The organism is Mycobacterium neglectum (assembly GCF_002591975.1).
GTDB lineage: Bacteria > Actinomycetota > Actinomycetes > Mycobacteriales > Mycobacteriaceae > Mycobacterium > Mycobacterium neglectum.
Genome location: NZ_NVQE01000014.1, coordinates 18209 through 33891 on the forward strand (window position 1 = coordinate 18209; position 15683 = coordinate 33891).

Here is a 15683-nt window from a genome sequence, read left to right on the forward strand (position 1 = left end):
CGGAGCACTCTTGAGTGCGGTGCACTCAGACCAATAGATGGACTAATTCAGGAGGAACAACCATGGCTCGTGCGGTCGGAATCGACCTCGGGACCACCAACTCGGTCGTCTCGGTACTGGAGGGTGGCGACCCCGTCGTCGTCGCGAACTCCGAGGGTTCCCGCACCACGCCGTCCGTAGTCGCGTTCGCGCGTAACGGAGAGGTGCTGGTCGGCCAGCCCGCCAAGAACCAGGCAGTGACCAACGTGGACCGGACGATCCGTTCGGTCAAGCGTGAGATGGGCACCGACTGGTCCGTCGAGATCGACGGTAAGAAATACACGCCGCAGGAGATCAGTGCGCGCGTGCTGATGAAGCTCAAGCGCGACGCCGAGTCCTACCTCGGTGAGGACATCACCGACGCGGTGATCACCGTGCCCGCGTACTTCAATGACGCTCAGCGTCAGGCCACCAAAGAAGCCGGCCAGATCGCCGGCCTCAACGTCCTGCGCATCGTCAACGAACCCACCGCCGCGGCCCTGGCCTATGGCCTGGACAAGGGCGAGAAGGAACAGACGATCCTGGTGTTCGACCTCGGTGGTGGCACGTTCGACGTATCGCTGCTTGAGATCGGCGAAGGCGTTGTCGAGGTCCGCGCCACCTCGGGTGACAACCACCTGGGCGGCGACGACTGGGACGACCGCATCGTCGAGTGGCTCGTCGACAAGTTCAAGAGCACGGCCGGTATCGACCTGACCAAGGACAAGATGGCGATGCAGCGGCTACGTGAAGCCGCCGAGAAGGCCAAGATCGAGCTCTCGAGTTCGCAGAGCACGTCGATCAACCTGCCCTACATCACCGTCGATGCGGACAAGAACCCCTTGTTCCTCGACGAGCAGCTGACCCGTGCCGAATTCCAGCGCATCACACAGGATCTGCTGGATCGCACCCGTCAGCCGTTCCAGTCGGTGATCAAGGACGCCGGTATCTCGGTCGGCGACATCGACCACGTCGTGCTCGTCGGCGGCTCCACCCGCATGCCCGCGGTGACCGAATTGGTCAAGGAGATGACCGGCGGCCAGGACCCGAACAAGGGCGTGAACCCGGACGAGGTTGTCGCCGTGGGTGCCGCGCTGCAGGCTGGTGTGCTCAAGGGTGAGGTGAAAGACGTTCTGCTGCTTGACGTCACCCCGCTGTCTCTCGGTATCGAAACCAAGGGCGGCGTGATGACCAAGCTGATCGAGCGCAACACCACGATCCCGACCAAGCGCAGCGAGACCTTCACAACGGCGGACGACAATCAGCCGTCGGTGCAGATCCAGGTCTATCAGGGTGAGCGCGAAATCGCTTCGCACAACAAGCTGCTCGGCAGCTTCGAGCTGACCGGCCTGCCGCCGGCTCCGCGCGGAGTGCCCCAGGTCGAGGTCACGTTCGACATCGACGCCAATGGCATCGTGCACGTCACCGCCAAGGACAAGGGCACCGGCAAGGAGAACACGATCAAGATCCAGGAGGGCTCTGGCCTTTCCAAGGACGAGATCGACCAGATGATCAAGGACGCCGAGGCGCACGCCGACGAAGACCGTCAGCGCCGCGAGGAGGCCGACGTCCGCAATCAGGCGGAGTCGCTGGTGTACCAGACCGAGAAGATCGTCAAGGAACAACGTGAAGCCGAAGGCGGATCGAAGGTCCCCGCGGACACTCTGGACAAGGTCGACTCTGCAGTCGCCGAAGCCAAGTCGACGCTCGATGGCACCGATATCGCGGCCATCAAGGCAGCGATGGAGAAGCTCGGCGTCGAGGCCCAGGGCCTCGGCCAGGCGCTCTACGAGGCCACCCAGGCTGAGCAGGCCGCAGGTGGTGGCGACGAGTCGGCAGCCGGCGCTGCGGCTGACGACAACGTGGTGGACGCCGAGGTCGTGGAGGATGACAGCCCGAACGGCGGCGAGAACAAGTGAGCGCAGGCGATTCGCAGGAACCGGTGACCGTCACCGACAAGCGGCGCGTCGATCCTGACACTGGCGAGATCCGTGAATCCGCGACCGGGCCGGCCCCAAGTGGGTCGGCCCCGGCCGCGGGTCCGGCGCAGGGGGAGTTCGCCGGCGAATCTCCTGAGGAGGCGGGTAAGGCTGCCGAACTACTCGCAGATCTGCAGCGGGTTCAGGCAGACTTCGCGAACTACCGCAGGCGGTCGCTGCGCGATCAGCAGGTTGCCGCCGACCGGGCAAAGGCGTCAGTGATCAGTCAGTTGCTGACGGTTCTCGACGATCTCGACCGGGCGCGCAGTCACGGTGACCTGGAGACAGGACCGCTGAAGTCTGTCGCCGACAAATTGGTGACTGTCCTTGAGGGACTCGGCCTTTCGGGCTTCGGTGACGAGGGCGACGATTTCGATCCGGCGTTGCACGAGGCCGTGCAGCACGAGGGCGACGGCACCCACCCGGTGGTGGGAACCGTGATGCGTCGCGGGTACAAAGTCGGCGATCTCGTGGTGCGCCATGCCATGGTCGGCGTGGTCGATACCGTCCCCGATGCCACCGATAACACCGATGCCGCCTCACAACAGGCTGCAGAATCAAACGACGACTAGACATCAGAAGGAGGTGACGCGGTATGGCCCAGCGTGAATGGGTCGAAAAGGACTTCTACAAGGAGCTCGGCGTCGCCTCTGATGCCAGCGAACAGGAGATCAAGCGAGCGGCCCGCAAGCTGCTTGCGGAGAACCACCCCGACCGCAATCCCGGCAACCAGGCGGCCGAAGACCGCTACAAAGCGGTGTCGGAAGCCAAAGAGGTGCTGTCGGATGCGGCCAAGCGCAAGGAATACGACGAAACGCGGAGGCTTTTCGCCAACGGCGGGTTCGGTCGTGGTCGGTTCGGTGGCGGTGGAGGCGGTGGTAACTTCGGCGGCTTCAGTACAGAAGGCGGCGAGTTCAATCTGAACGATCTGTTCGACGCGGCCGGTCAGACCGGCGGCGCGAACATCGGCGACCTGTTCGGTGGGCTGTTCGGGCGCGGAGCCCAGCAACCGCGGCCCACTCGGCCGCGGCGTGGCAACGACCTCGAGACCGAGACCGAATTGTCGTTCCTCGAGGCCACCAAGGGCGTGATGATGCCGCTGCGGCTCACCAGTCCCGCTCCGTGCACGAACTGCCACGGCAGTGGTGCCCGACCGGGTACCAGCCCGAAGGTCTGCCCGAACTGCAACGGATCCGGTGTTGTCAACCGCAACCAGGGAGCCTTCGGGTTCTCCGAACCATGCACCGAATGTCGGGGCAGCGGTTCGATCATCGAGCATCCGTGCGACGAATGTAAGGGCACCGGCGTGACCACCAGGACACGCACGATCAACGTGCGGATCCCTCCGGGCGTCGAGGACGGACAGCGCATCAGGCTGGCTGGCCAGGGCGAGGCGGGCCTGCGTGGCGCCCCTTCGGGCGACCTGTACGTGACCGTACATGTCAAGCCGGACAAGGTGTTCGGCCGCAACGGCGACGACCTCACGGTCAGCGTTCCGGTCAGCTTCCACGAATTGGCGCTTGGAACAACGCTTTCGGTGCCCACGCTGGAAGGCAAGGTCGGGGTGCGAGTGCCCAAGGGCACGTCCGACGGCCGGATTCTGCGCGTGCGTGGCCGTGGCGTGCCGAACCGTTCGGGTGGCCATGGCGACTTGCTCGTCACCGTCAAGGTGGCGGTGCCGCCGGACGTCGAGGGTGAGGCCGCAGGAGCGCTGGAAGCCTACGCGAAAGCAGAACGGGCCAGCGGTTTCGACCCGCGGGCGAACTGGGCAGGTGCGTAATGCCCAAGCGGTCCGACAACGACGCGCGCACCTTCCTGATCTCGGTCGCCGCGGAGCTGGCCGGTATGCATGCGCAGACACTGCGCACGTACGACCGGCTCGGGCTGGTCAGCCCCGAACGCACGTCGGGCGGCGGCAGGCGCTACTCGCAGCACGACGTCGACCTGCTACGTGAGGTCCAGCGGCTGTCACAGGACGAGGGCGTCAACCTCGCGGGCATCAAGCGGATCATCGAGCTGACCAATCAGGTCGAGGCGCTGAAGAGCCGATTGCAGGAGATGGCGCGCGAGATCGACGAACTGCGTTCTCAGCCCAGGTCCAAGAGCACGGCCCTGGTGGTCTGGCAACCGCGTAACAAGCGCTAGTTCACCGTAATCGAGAAGCGTGCGGCTGCCGGCTGTCCAGGCGCCGCGCTGCGGTAGCCGCCGCGGCGCAGCGCATCGGTGGGTGCGGCCATCGGTTCGATTGCGACGAGGTCGTCGGTGCCGGGGGCGAATAGTTGTGCTGCCGGATAACCCGTCTCGAACTCGACGTCGATGCGACGCGCGCCGCCGGCCAGCGTGAACACCGCACCGTCGGGCACCTCGTCGAAGCCGTCGTCATACGTCACGGACACCAGTGATTCGACGCCGCCGTCCCACTGCTCGTACTCTCCGGCCGGGATTCCTCGGCTGTCCACCAAGAGATGACGCATCGACGGCGTGGTGAGTCGCCACTGGTCGCGCGGCGCCCCGGGGATCGTGAAGTACGGGTGATAGCCGAAACACAGCGGTACCGGAGCCGTCGCCGTCGGAGTCACGGTGGTCTCGATGGTGAGCTTTCGGTCGGCCAGCGTGACGGCTTGCGTGAGTACGTGGGGGAACGGGAATGCCGCGAGCAACTCGGGCTTCTCACCGAAATCGATGATGGCGGTCAGCGAGTTCTCCGACTGCGCCGTGACCTCCCAGCCCGAGTAGGCGGCGAGAACGCCGTGGATGGGCAGACCATGTTCGTCGGCGCGTACTCCGCCTTCGCCGGGAGTCAGGGTGACGGCGGTGCCGTTGCTCTTGTACTCGTTGGCGCTCAACCGGTTTGCCCACGGGTAGAGGATCGGTATTCCCATGGTTTTGCCTGCGGTCACGTAGGCATCCAGTCCGCGGCGCTGGCCGAGAAACTCCTCATCTCCATCGGTGAGCGATGTGCCGATCATGCCCGCGGTGGGGACGAACGTGGCTGTCATCGCGGACGAGGGATCGCGAAGCGTCACGCGTTCGAAGTCGGCCATGGTTGACGATCTTTCCACGTGTGATTGACCGGTCCTGTTTCAATCCAGAAATGACACAAGACGACACAGAGGGGCGAAACCTCGAAACGGTGCGCGCGGGCTTTGAAGCGTGGGCCAACGGAACGGGAAGCCCGCTGACAGCGGTGGCCGACGACGTCATTTGGGAGGTAGTCGGCAATTCGGTGGGTCATCCGGCAGTTCAACGCGCGGTTGGCCGTCCCCTTGAAGCCGAAGGTCCGCGAAATCTACGCCGACGGGGACACGGTGATCGTGTTATTCGACGGCGAGGCCACCGCCCGCGACGGCGTGCCCTACCGAAACACCTATACGTGGTTTCTGACGTTTGCCGACAACCGAATCGTCAAGGGCACCGCGTTCTTTGACAGCATCGCGTTCGACGAGCTCTGGCAGCGGGTACCTGTCTAGTCGTAGACGATGACGGCGCGCCCGACGAAGTCGCCCCGGCCCAGCGCATCCAGGTGGTCGTTGACGTCGGTGAAGTTGACCTGCGTGACGGAATCCTTGATCTTGCCTGCCTCGGCGAGCGCTACCACCTCGGTGAGATCGTTGTAGTTGCCCCAGAACGAACCGAACAAGGTGTACTCGCGGCTGACCAACGGGAACAGTGAGATGTCCACCCGGTTGCCCACCAGACCCACCGAGGCGACGGCGCCCTCGGTCGCCAGTAACGAGAAGGCCAGCCGGATGCTCTCCTCGGCACCCGCACATTCGATGACCGCGTCGAACTCACGTCTGCCGGTGGCCTTCTCGAGTTCGTCGCGTACCTCGTCGTCGGATTTGTCCTGGATGCCGATGGTGTGGTCGGCACCGTTTTCCCTTGCCAAAGCGAGCTTTTCGGCGTTGCGGCCCAACGCAACCACCGTTGCCCCGCCGCCGAGTAGCTTGGCGTACTGCACGCCGTAGGCGCCGAGACCGCCGATGCCCATCACCGCCAGCGTCTTTCCCGGGCCCAGTGCTCCGGCGGCCTGCAGCTTCTTCAGACCTCGGTACGGTGTCAGGCCGGCATCGGTCAGCGGCGCCAGCGATAGCGGCGACAGGTTGCCGCTGACCTTGATCAACTGTTGGTAGGCCACGGGGACATACTCCTGATAGCCGCCGTGCAGCCCGAATCCGATCCAGTGGCCCTGGTTGCAGATGTGTTCATTGCCGCGGTGGCACTGGCGGCAGGAGCCGTCGCCGCGTGGGCCGAACACCACCACCGGGTCACCTTCGGACAGGCCCGCCGCCGCGGGGACGTCGGCGCCGATCCGGTCGATCGACCCGGCGATCTCGTGTCCCGGGGTGGCGGGCATCGGCATATCGGTGCCGAAGTAGCCGTCGATGAGCTGAAAGTCCGTGCGGCACATGCCAGCGCCGCCCACCTTCACGAGGACCTCGCCGGGCCCGATGTCGGGGATCGGAATCTCCTCGAGTGTCAGCGGTTGCTGGTATCCGTGCATCCGCGCGGCACGCATCGTCGACATGGCGGCTCCTCGTAGGCCTGTGATCTTGAAAAGGAGTCTAGGGCTGGATTGGGTCCGGCGACATTTCAATTGCGGCGGCGCCGACGACCTTGGTCAGAGACGATGTTGCGATGGCAGAACCGGAGTCCGACAAGAAGACCTGGTGGCATGAGACGCTCACCTCACCCGAGTGGTGGTTGCACAACATCGTCGTAGCCATCGTCGTCGGCATGGTGGTCTCCGTGGGCGCCATCCTCGGGCAGTTCTGGATCGACAATCGCCGCGAAGAGCGGTATCAGGCGATGGAGCTCAGACAGTCCAGGCAGGCCGAACAACTTCAGAATTTGCAGTTTGTCCGGAGCGGCTCCTCGCGCGACCCCGACCAGGACAGGCCTTATGCAGCCCTCGATCTCGAGGGCCAGGAACTCGGTGAGCTACAGCTGGCCAACGCCGACTTCGCATACGCGAACCTCGCGTACACCAATCTGTCCCACGCGAATCTCGCCCATGCGAACTTCGACCGTGCCGACCTCACCGGGGCCAACCTCACCTTGGCGAATCTCACAGACGCCGATCTCAGTATCGACGACTACCTGAATGATCCCGATCAGCCGGGCGCCATGCTGGATGGGGCCAACCTGAGGGGAACCGACCTGACCGGAGCCGATCTGAACCGGGCCTCACTGAACAACATCTATTACGACTCCACGACGAAATGGCCTGCGGGATTCAGCCCCCCGCCGAGCCGCGCGAAGAAGTGACTCAGCCGATCATCCGGTCAGTGGATCGTGCTGAATGCGTTCGGCGGGAGCACCTTTGGCGAGCAATGCCGACTTGGTGGCCTCGACCATCTCCGGGCCCCCGCAGATCAGGATCTGCCGGTCACCCCAGCTGCCGTACCGCGTGACGACTTCGGGCAGTGTCCCGGTCTGGCGGACGTGCAGGCCGCGTGGGGGCGCCACGTCGGGGAAGTCGGAAGCCCACGGGGGATCCGTGCTGTACTCCGACACCGGCGTCACCGACAGCCACGGGTTCTGCGAGGCCACCTGCCACAGGGTGCGCAGATCGTAGAGCTCGCAGGGATAGCGTGCGCCGAAGAACAGGTGCACCCTCGGGTTGACGGCCTTGCGCGTGAGATCCATGATCAGCGTCCGCAGCGGCGCCAGGCCGGTGCCGCCCGCGACCATCAGGACGTCGCCGCCGTCGCGGTCGATGTGCATCCCGCCGTGCGGATTGGACATCCGCCAGCGGTCGCCCGGCCTCGTCTCGCCGACGATTGCCGGGCTCACCATGCCACCGGGCACCGACCGGACGTGGAACTCGATGCCCCCGCCGCGGTCGGCGGGGATGGACGGACTCAAGTAGCGCCACCGCCGCGGCCACTGCGGCACCTGAACGGTGACGTACTGACCGGGGTGGTAGTACAGGGGGCGGTCCAGTTGCAGCCGGATCACCGACACGTCCCGGCTGGCGCGGATGTGGTCGATCACCGTGCCGTCGCGGTAGGGCGGCCCTTTCTCAGCGTCTGCGGCACCTCGCATCACCCCGACGAGCAACGCGACCGCGTCGTGGGCCGCCTCCGCGAGTCTGCCGTCCCATTCTTCGATCAGCTGAGTGCGAAGCGTGGTGAGCAGCGCATCTTGCATGCTGTCGTAATGCCGTTGCGTCACACCGTATTTGCGATGGTCCCGGCCGAGCTGGGCGAGAAAGGCGACCGGCTCCTGCGCCCGCTGGTCAACGAGCTCACCGAACAGCCACGTCAGGGCCGTGGCGAAGGCGTTGCGCTGAGCCGTCATATCCGGCGGAAACAGGTCACGGACGGACGTGTCGATGGCGAACCACCGGGTGTAGAAGCGCCGGATCAGTTCGGCGGAGCCGAGCGCGGGGTCGACGGTGTCGCGCAGGGTGCGCAGCGCCTCACGATCGTCGAGTCCCACGCCAGTCGATAGTAAGTTACGCGGCTGAGGAGCCCCGCTGTCGCATCGCGGCGACGACGACCAGCCCCGCACCGAGCAGCGACCAGCAGGTGAGGACCACGATCGGCAGCGCGCCGCCGGCGCCGTCGAAGAATGCCGTCGACCGCAGCAGTGTGGCGTTCGCACCTTGCGGCAGCCACTGCCCCAACTGTCCCCAGCCGGCGGGCAGCATCTCGGGCGCGCTGTTAAGCCCCGACAGCGGGTTGCCCAACAGCAGGGCCAGACCCGCTCCGAGCGCAAGGCCGACCCGCCCGAACAGCGATCCCAGGCCGAGCATGGACAGTCCGGCGGCCAACACACCCAACGTCAAGCCGCCTGCGACGCCCCAGAAGTTCGTTTCGATAGCGCCGAACAGATATCGCAGCAGCGTGGCGATCGTGATGCCCGCGACTCCGGCGAAGGTCACGGCGGTGGCGAAGCGTGTCCACACCTCGCGTTTGAGGATGAGCATCAAAGCGATTGCCGGCAGCATTCCGGCGAGGGTGATCGGTAGCGCGGAGGCGGCCAGCCCGACGCCACGCGGATCGTTTTCGGTCGGCGGCGCAAGGTCCTCGGTTCGCAGCGGCACACCTAACTGCTTGGCGATGCCGTTGCCGATCTGGGTGAGCAGTTGCGCGACCATCGGGCTGCCCCCGGTGGCGACCAGCAGGCTGCGCCCATCGGGCCCCAACGCGATGCCGCCGTAGACGTCACGGTTTTCGATCGCGTCCCGCAGCGCGGCCTCGCCCGGGTAGTAGGTGATCGCGAAGGCGCCGGGTGCCTGCTTGTCGAGAATCGCCGCCGCTTGCCCACTGGCGGCCTGTGGGCCCGCGGCGCCGATTGGCACAGCGTGCGGTGCCGTGCGTGCCGCAGGCAATGCGAACGCGATCGAAACGATCGTGAGTACGACCGTGAGCACAACAACGATGCCGATCGCGCGGATCGCGGCCGGGGGTTCGTGGACGGGTGCCGCGTGGGTGTGCCGGGGCAGGGTGTCGGTGAGCATCAGCGTCCTCTTTTTCACTCATCGTTGAATTAGTTGTGTGGCTGAGCGTACCGCTGAGCGGCCAGTATTTCAACGTTCATTGAAATGATACTGTCGACGTATGCCTTCACCTGCCAAGACGAGCAAGCGGCGGGGCCGCCGCCAGGGCGGGCCCGTGTCCCGCGAGGCCGTACTGGCGGCAGCGAAGGAGCGTTTTGCGACCGAGGGGTATGAGAAGACGACGCTGCGCGCGATCGCCGACGACGCCCACGTAGACCCCTCGATGGTGCTGTACCTGTTCGGATCGAAGGCAGAGCTGTTCCGCGAGTCACTTCGTCTGCTCCTCGACCCCGACCTCTTGGTCGCCGCGCTAAGGGGAACTCCTGACGACGAACCTGATATCGGCACCCGGATGGTGCGGACCTACTTGCGCATCTGGGAGGCCCCCGAGTCGGGTCCGACCATGGTGGTGATGCTGCAGTCGGCCACCTCGAACCCCGACGCGCACGAGGCCTTCCGCAGCTTCATGCAGAACTACGTTCTGACAGCGGTGTCCGGCGTGCTGGGCGGGGACGAACAGGCCCGCCTGCGGGCAACGCTCGCCGCAAGTCAACTCGTCGGTACGGCGGTGCTGCGCTACGTCATGAAAGTCCCGCCGCTGGCGACCTTGTCGGGCGATGAGCTGGTACGAGTTATCGCACCGACCGTCACGCGTTACCTGACCGCGGATGCCGAAGAGCTAGGGCTGCCCTGAGCTCTACAGGGCGTGAATTCCCTTGTACAGCACCATGAGACCGATCACAACCAGGATTATCGCGACGAGGACGGCATGCTGGGCCTCCATCCAGTCCTTGAGCCTCACCAGCGGGGCGTCGAGCCGGTCGCCGGAAACGGCGTAGGCCAGAATCGGGAGCGCCACAGTCGAAGCGGCGACCAGGACGTACCACAGCTCAGCAAGCCAGATCTGTGACGAACCAAGTCCGGCAGTGCCGATCGCCAAACCCGCTGCGGCACAGATGAACAGCACCTTGGGATTGAGAATGGTGAGCACGAACCCCGTGGCACCGGCGCGAGTGGGTGTGAGTTTGGACAGGCTCTGCATCCACTTGGGGGTGTGCTCGGACTTCTTGCGGGTGAGCCACCGGTAGCTGCCGAACACGATCAGCGCGGCACCGACCACGATGCGCAGCCAGGACGCCCAGCCCGGGGGCTTGCCCCCGAGTCCTCCGACGAGGCCAGACACCTGGATGAAGATCAGCGTCAACACCGTCAGCCCGACCAACCAGCCGGCCAGGAAAGCCAGTCCCGTCGGACGTGGGCGGGCAGTGTGCAACACCAGCACCGCGGGGATGATCGACAACGGCGAGAGGGCGACGACCAACGCGAGCGGTATGAGCTCGATCAGCACCGATCCCCAATTACCGGACAATGCTCGCCCTTTCGTCGCATCATTCGAAAGCAACCTAGCAATCATTGACAGAGAGAACCGACCTTATGACCCGACGGACGCACTACAGCACCCGAACGTTCACGACGGGGCTGGTGCTCTCGGCTGCCTTCTGGGCTCTCGCGATCTACGCTCCCGCGTCAGCCGGTGCCGCCGACACCTGCGTCGATGCGGCGACGAGTGCTCCGCTGCCGCTCGACGTGGGACCGTGCGCCGACGTTCTCGCCCAAGAAACGCGTTGGCTGGCGGCGATCGCCGCGGGTGATGTCGGAACCGTCGAAGCGATCCTGAGCCCGACCTTCAAACACGTGAATTCCGATGGCCAGCTGCTCAACCGTGCCGAGGAGATCGCAAACATGGCGCCGCTGCCGTTCACGATGAACCCGTCGGACCAGATCGTCGACATCGCGGGCAACACCGCCGTGGTCCATGGAATCAATACGCTGCTCCAGGGCGGTCAGGTGATGGCAACCGAGCGATTCACCGACGTCTTCGAGCTTCAGAACGGTCAGTGGATGGCCCTGTCGGCCCAGGAGACTGCCACCTGAACCGTCCGGGTCGGACCCATTGCAGCAAATTTGCCGTAGCATCTCTTCACCCCAAGCCCGAGGAATGGAGAGGCCATGCGGCTTCGCTCCGATGGCCGGCTCAGCCGGCGGCGCTCCAATTGCCGGATTTTCGTCGCCCTGACGTTGGTCATCGCGATGACCGCCGCGATGACGGCGTGCTCGCGCGACAAGGAGGCGCCCGCACCGCAGGCCGGAGTGAATGCCGGTCCCGACGGCAAGCCCGCTCCTTTTGCCGAACCTGTGCGGCTCTCGAGCAAGGACGGGGTACTCGAGGTTCGGCTTTCGGCGCACCAGGGCACCGTCAACCTGGACACCGTCAAAGAGCCCGTTACCAACTTCCTCATCTTCGGATACGACCTCATCAAGGGAACTGCGTCGGACGGATCGACGAAGGGCGACAACCTCTACCCCGCGCCTACTCTGCGTGTTGACCCCGGCGAGAAGCTGATCATCCACTACGACAACGATCTTCAGAATCTGACCATCCCAGATTTCTACGACCCCGCCATGACCCCCAAGGGGGGTGAGGTGCCCATCTATCCGCCCACCCTCACCGAGTCGCCGCTGAACCTGCACACCCACGGCTTGCACGTCAGTCCATCGGGCAACGCCGACAACGTGCTGCTCTCGATCCCGGCCGGGATGGGCAACACCTACACCTATGACGTCCCCAAGAACATGCCCAACGGGCTGTACTGGTACCACAGTCACCGTCACACGATGACGTCCCAACAGACCTACGCCGGCCTGGCCGGTCTGTTGGAGATCGGCCGTCCCGACGGCAACCTGCCGCTGGTGACGGAGAACGATATTCCCATCCGCAACATGGCGATTCAGTACAACTACGTGTTCGACCGCAATGGCAAGGGACACCAGCTCAACAACTACAGTTGGCCCCAGTGGGTGAGCACGCTCAAACCCCCGCAGGGTTCCCAACTCGCCGACGGCACGTACCAGCCGAGCCTGGCGCCGGTGAACATCGCCGACACCGCGATGGGCTCGCAGTATCTGACGCCATGGTGGGAAGGTCCGCTGTCGCCCAAGAACAATCGCGGTCAGACTCAGTTCATCCCGTCTAATCTGATGAACTTCGACAGCCCGACGACCAAGGTCGCCGAGAAGCCCGACCTGCCAGAGAACCAGCGCGATGTGCAGTTCACGGTGAACGGCCAATTCCAGCCGGAGCTGAAGATCAAACCCGGCCAAACGGAGATCTGGGTGGTCGCCAACATCAGCGACATTGCCTACATGACAGTCAGATTGACCGAGACCGCCACCGGTAATCATCCGAAATTCTCGATAGTCGGACAGGACGGCAACCCTTACACGCAGGTCGGCAGGCCGGTCTACGGTGATGGAACGACGCTGAGCGTCCCGCCCGGATCTCGCTATGCGATTGCGGTGACGATGCCCTCCGAAGGCGATCTGGTCCTGGAGTTCCCGCCGGATCCCAATGCCAAGCCGATCGTGAATCCCGGTGTGCTGTATACGAACAACGGCACCAAGAACACGCCTGCGGTGCTTGGCACCCTCACCGTGGATCCGAAGTTCCTCAGCTTCGCCGACGGCTTCTTCGTGTTCCCCACCCAGACGTTGATCCGCGCCACACAGGACACCAGCGGACAGGGTGAGACCACGGCCTTTGAACCGGGACAGAACCTCGACGCGTACACGTCGTTCGTCGACACGTCGGTCATGACGCCGGCAGTCACACGTGAGATGACGATCACCGACACCATCGGCGGCGGCCTCGCCAGCAATAACGACCCCAAGGCCGTCATCTACATGTTCGAACCGAGCGGGTTCCCCAATGTCTCGCTGATCCAGCCGCGGCTCAACTCCGTCGAGGAGTGGAAGATCGTCAACATGAACAACGATGCGCATCCGATGCACATCCACGTCAACGACTTTCAGGTGATGTCCATCGACGACCCGAACCGCGGCAAGACCGGCGTGCAACCGTGGGGACTGGACAACGTCAACGTTCCCGCGCCGATATTCAACGACATGCACGTCGTGAGCACTCCGGCGACACTGACCCTGCGCCAGGAGTTCCTCGAGTACGCCGGCGCGTACGTGATCCACTGTCACCGCCTCAACCACGAGGACAACGGGCTGATGGCCACCATCAACGTCATCCCCGAAGTGTCGACCTACGCGGTGGCGATACCCGGATCCGACGGGAAGCCGACTTCGGTGCAGGTCCGGGACGCCAACGGCGACAAGGTCTTACAAACGGTATTTCCGTTCCCGGACTTCGAGGGCACGCCATCGGTGGCGATGGCCGACGTGAACGGTGACATGATTCTCGATCTGGTCGCCGGCACCGGCACGGGCGCACCTCCCGAGGTGGTGGCATATGACGGGAACGACACGGCTGACGGACTGTTCAAGACCGAGATCACTCGGTTCGCACCGTTCGACTCCGATTTCGCGGGCGGCGTGACGGTCGCAGGTGCCGACATCGACGGAAATGCGCTGGCCGACAACATCGTCGTCGGTACGGGTCCGGGAACCGAGTCGCAGGTAAAGGTGTATTCATCGACCTTGCCTTCGGAGTCGGGCACGGCGCCCGACGTGTTCTCCACGTTCACGCCCTATCCCGGGTCTCAGTCCGGTGTCTCGCTGGCCACCGGAATGGTCGAGTTCGGATCGGGCCGCGAGTCGATCGTGACTGCGCCGGGGCCCGGTGATGCGCCGCTGGTCAAGTCTTTCCGGTGGGACCTCTACACGCCGACCGCGCGAGCGCAGGCCAACGGAACGGCCACCGAGCATGCCGCCAATCCGAATGAACCCAAGATGACGTCGAACTTCCTGGCCTACGACGAGAACTACAAGGACGGGGTTGCGCTGTCCACCGGTTGGGTCGCGGGCGGCGAAGGGGGAGCCATGAGCATCATCACCAGCCAACTCGCCGGTGCGGGCACGGTGCGGGTGTGGTCTACCGGATCAAAGCTCGATGGGCAGCCGGGTATGTACTTGGAAAGCCCGAATCACCACGAGGAAAACCTCGAGTACGCCGAGATCGCTTCGTTCGCACCGATCGGCGGGGCCACCCCGGGCGCGACCATTGCGACGTCCAGCACTGTCTACGGAGCCGATCTCCTCGTGGCGGGGACCGCCCCCGGCGGCCAGGAGGTCCGCAAGTACACCTTGGAGCGCCCGGCGCCGGACGCTACGACGTTGGTGCCCAAGCTGATCGCCACCATCCCGAAGATGCCGGCGGGTCCGACGCCGCTCGCCGGCCGCTAGGGCAGGTGCCAGAACACGCGGGTCACCAGGTAGAAGGCCAGACTCAGGAGCGCCATGATGCCGATGACCAGGGCGAAGCCACGCCAATTCGTTGTGGTCTCGGACGTCTCTTGGGGCGGCCTCAGCCAGTTCTTCAACAGCGGATTGACGAAGAAGGGCATCGTGAAGTAGCTGAGCGCGAAGCTGGACAGCAAGTTCCCGATCAGCAGGCCCAGCCACAGCGGCATCTTCAACGGTGACAGCGCAAGCGTGATCATCACGACCGTGGGATAGACCCCGACCCAGACGGCGACGGACGTCTTGAAGTTGGAGGGGGGAGGGGCCTCGGCTCCGCGCTGATCGAAGGCGAACCAGTTGCCGAACGAGTTGTCGATGGTGCGGAGGTGGTAGTCGGCGAACTTCTCACCCTCGGCGAGAAGTTCCCTGCGCGCGTCCGAGATCATCCACCTGTTGAGGTCTTCGGCGGTCTTGTAGCGGTACAGCGCGGTCCACTCCTCTTGGATTCCCTCGACAGGACGAAACAACTCGGTACCGCGGAATCCTGGAAACTTGTTCTCCGCCAGTCGAAGTCGTTCCTGCCATGCCAGGAACTCGTCCACGTTCTCTGACGGGACTCGATGCGTGACCACGACGGTAACCAGGGAATCGTTCTGTCGCGCGCCGCCGCCGACCACCTGCTGGGTGCCGGGCCCCTCGAAGAACACCTGACCGGCTTCGAGTCGCTTCTGACGTGTCGCACTGTTGATCCACGCCTGAACGTGCGCGATCGAGTCGAAGCGAAAGATGACCACCCACTCGCGTTGAACCGCGGTGGGCGCGTTGATTTCGGCGGCGATGAAACCGGGATACCGAGCGGCCTCGCGGTTCATCTCCTTCTGCCACGCCTCGAACGCCCTCTCGCTGCCGGCCCGCACGCGCTGGCCGATGATGACCGTCGCCGTGGTGTCGGTGACCCCTGTCGTGCCCATGTT

The 15683-nt window shown here is 64.6% G+C and carries 15 protein-coding genes; 9 read left to right on the plus strand and 6 right to left on the minus strand.

Annotated elements, in window-relative coordinates; translation table 11 throughout:
* Positions 1 to 62: 62 nt before the first annotated feature.
* Genes dnaK through CSQ99_RS13175 form a run of 4 tightly spaced genes read left to right on the plus strand, consistent with a single transcriptional unit; the run spans position 63 to position 4142 of the window.
* Entirely contained in the window at positions 63 to 1937 is a 1875-nt protein-coding gene (gene dnaK, locus CSQ99_RS13160; RefSeq protein WP_099039487.1) for a molecular chaperone DnaK, read from the plus strand.
* A complete protein-coding gene (gene grpE / locus CSQ99_RS13165; RefSeq protein WP_099039488.1) occupies positions 1934 to 2569 on the plus strand; it encodes a nucleotide exchange factor GrpE in 636 nt (211 codons plus the stop codon). Before dnaK ends, grpE begins: the two co-directional genes overlap by 4 nt.
* 23 nt (positions 2570 to 2592) lie before the next feature.
* The gene (gene dnaJ, locus CSQ99_RS13170) at positions 2593 to 3777 is read left to right on the plus strand and encodes a molecular chaperone DnaJ (protein WP_099039489.1); all 1185 of its coding nucleotides are present in this window, start codon (positions 2593 to 2595) and stop codon (positions 3775 to 3777) included.
* Positions 3777 to 4142, plus strand: a complete 366-nt coding sequence (locus CSQ99_RS13175) for a heat shock protein transcriptional repressor HspR (RefSeq protein ID WP_099039490.1) — start codon at positions 3777 to 3779, stop codon at positions 4140 to 4142. Before dnaJ ends, CSQ99_RS13175 begins: the two co-directional genes overlap by 1 nt.
* Here the strand turns inward: CSQ99_RS13175 and CSQ99_RS13180 are convergent.
* Complete coding sequence (locus CSQ99_RS13180; protein ID WP_099039491.1) at positions 4139 to 5041, minus strand: aldose 1-epimerase; 903 nt, start codon at positions 5039 to 5041, stop codon at positions 4139 to 4141. The genes CSQ99_RS13175 and CSQ99_RS13180 overlap by 4 nt on opposite strands.
* Before the next feature lie 222 nt (positions 5042 to 5263).
* Here CSQ99_RS13180 and CSQ99_RS31355 point away from each other — a divergent pair, with 222 nt between their 5' ends.
* A complete protein-coding gene (locus CSQ99_RS31355; RefSeq protein WP_245908890.1) occupies positions 5264 to 5467 on the plus strand; it encodes a nuclear transport factor 2 family protein in 204 nt (67 codons plus the stop codon).
* Here the strand turns inward: CSQ99_RS31355 and CSQ99_RS13190 are convergent.
* Positions 5464 to 6525 (minus strand): NAD(P)-dependent alcohol dehydrogenase, encoded by a 1062-nt coding sequence (locus CSQ99_RS13190; RefSeq protein WP_245908891.1) that lies wholly within the window; start codon positions 6523 to 6525, stop codon positions 5464 to 5466. The genes CSQ99_RS31355 and CSQ99_RS13190 overlap by 4 nt on opposite strands.
* A 110-nt stretch (positions 6526 to 6635) precedes the next feature.
* On the opposite strand from CSQ99_RS13190, the gene CSQ99_RS13195 reads away from it, so the two are divergent.
* On the plus strand, positions 6636 to 7265 hold the full coding sequence (locus tag CSQ99_RS13195; RefSeq protein ID WP_099039493.1) for a pentapeptide repeat-containing protein: 630 nt from the start codon (positions 6636 to 6638) through the stop codon (positions 7263 to 7265).
* A gap of 9 nt (positions 7266 to 7274) precedes the next feature.
* Here CSQ99_RS13195 and CSQ99_RS13200 read toward each other — a convergent pair whose 3' ends face one another.
* Positions 7275 to 8441: an FAD-binding oxidoreductase gene (locus tag CSQ99_RS13200; protein ID WP_099039494.1), complete on the minus strand. Its 1167-nt coding sequence runs from the start codon at positions 8439 to 8441 to the stop codon at positions 7275 to 7277.
* 16 nt (positions 8442 to 8457) lie between these two features.
* On the minus strand, positions 8458 to 9465 hold the full coding sequence (locus CSQ99_RS13205; RefSeq protein ID WP_099039495.1) for a hypothetical protein: 1008 nt from the start codon (positions 9463 to 9465) through the stop codon (positions 8458 to 8460).
* Positions 9466 to 9565: 100 nt separating this feature from the next.
* Here CSQ99_RS13205 and CSQ99_RS13210 point away from each other — a divergent pair, with 100 nt between their 5' ends.
* Positions 9566 to 10198, plus strand: coding sequence for a TetR/AcrR family transcriptional regulator (locus CSQ99_RS13210; RefSeq protein ID WP_176561012.1), 633 nt, complete (start codon positions 9566 to 9568; stop codon positions 10196 to 10198).
* Positions 10199 to 10201: 3 nt separating this feature from the next.
* Here CSQ99_RS13210 and CSQ99_RS13215 read toward each other — a convergent pair whose 3' ends face one another.
* Positions 10202 to 10873, minus strand: a complete 672-nt coding sequence (locus CSQ99_RS13215; RefSeq protein WP_099039496.1) for a GAP family protein — start codon at positions 10871 to 10873, stop codon at positions 10202 to 10204.
* Between the two features lie 65 nt (positions 10874 to 10938).
* Between CSQ99_RS13215 and CSQ99_RS13220 the strand changes: the two genes are divergently transcribed.
* Positions 10939 to 11439 (plus strand): nuclear transport factor 2 family protein, encoded by a 501-nt coding sequence (locus tag CSQ99_RS13220; RefSeq protein ID WP_099039497.1) that lies wholly within the window; start codon positions 10939 to 10941, stop codon positions 11437 to 11439.
* Positions 11440 to 11514: 75 nt separating this feature from the next.
* Entirely contained in the window at positions 11515 to 14712 is a 3198-nt protein-coding gene (locus CSQ99_RS13225) for a multicopper oxidase family protein (protein WP_099039498.1), read from the plus strand.
* Here CSQ99_RS13225 and CSQ99_RS13230 read toward each other — a convergent pair.
* On the minus strand, positions 14709 to 15680 hold the full coding sequence (locus CSQ99_RS13230; protein ID WP_099039499.1) for an antibiotic biosynthesis monooxygenase: 972 nt from the start codon (positions 15678 to 15680) through the stop codon (positions 14709 to 14711). The two genes, CSQ99_RS13225 and CSQ99_RS13230, sit on opposite strands and share 4 nt — an antisense overlap.
* Between the last annotated feature and the right edge of the window lie 3 nt (positions 15681 to 15683).

Excerpts from the sequence above, each read along its gene's own strand:
- dnaK (WP_099039487.1), top strand. The coding sequence starts at position 63 with ATGGCTCGTGCGGTCGGAATCGACCTCGGGACCACCAACTCGGTCGTC.
- dnaJ (WP_099039489.1), top strand. The coding sequence starts at position 2,593 with ATGGCCCAGCGTGAATGGGTCGAAAAGGACTTCTACAAGGAGCTCGGC.
- CSQ99_RS13175 (WP_099039490.1), top strand. The coding sequence starts at position 3,777 with ATGCCCAAGCGGTCCGACAACGACGCGCGCACCTTCCTGATCTCGGTC.
- CSQ99_RS13180 (WP_099039491.1), bottom strand. The coding sequence starts at position 5,041 with ATGGCCGACTTCGAACGCGTGACGCTTCGCGATCCCTCGTCCGCGATG.
- CSQ99_RS13190 (WP_245908891.1), bottom strand. The coding sequence starts at position 6,525 with ATGTCGACGATGCGTGCCGCGCGGATGCACGGATACCAGCAACCGCTG.
- CSQ99_RS13195 (WP_099039493.1), top strand. The coding sequence starts at position 6,636 with ATGGCAGAACCGGAGTCCGACAAGAAGACCTGGTGGCATGAGACGCTC.
- CSQ99_RS13205 (WP_099039495.1), bottom strand. The coding sequence starts at position 9,465 with ATGCTCACCGACACCCTGCCCCGGCACACCCACGCGGCACCCGTCCAC.
- CSQ99_RS13210 (WP_176561012.1), top strand. The coding sequence starts at position 9,566 with ATGCCTTCACCTGCCAAGACGAGCAAGCGGCGGGGCCGCCGCCAGGGC.
- CSQ99_RS13220 (WP_099039497.1), top strand. The coding sequence starts at position 10,939 with ATGACCCGACGGACGCACTACAGCACCCGAACGTTCACGACGGGGCTG.
- CSQ99_RS13225 (WP_099039498.1), top strand. The coding sequence starts at position 11,515 with ATGCGGCTTCGCTCCGATGGCCGGCTCAGCCGGCGGCGCTCCAATTGC.
- CSQ99_RS13230 (WP_099039499.1), bottom strand. The coding sequence starts at position 15,680 with ATGGGCACGACAGGGGTCACCGACACCACGGCGACGGTCATCATCGGC.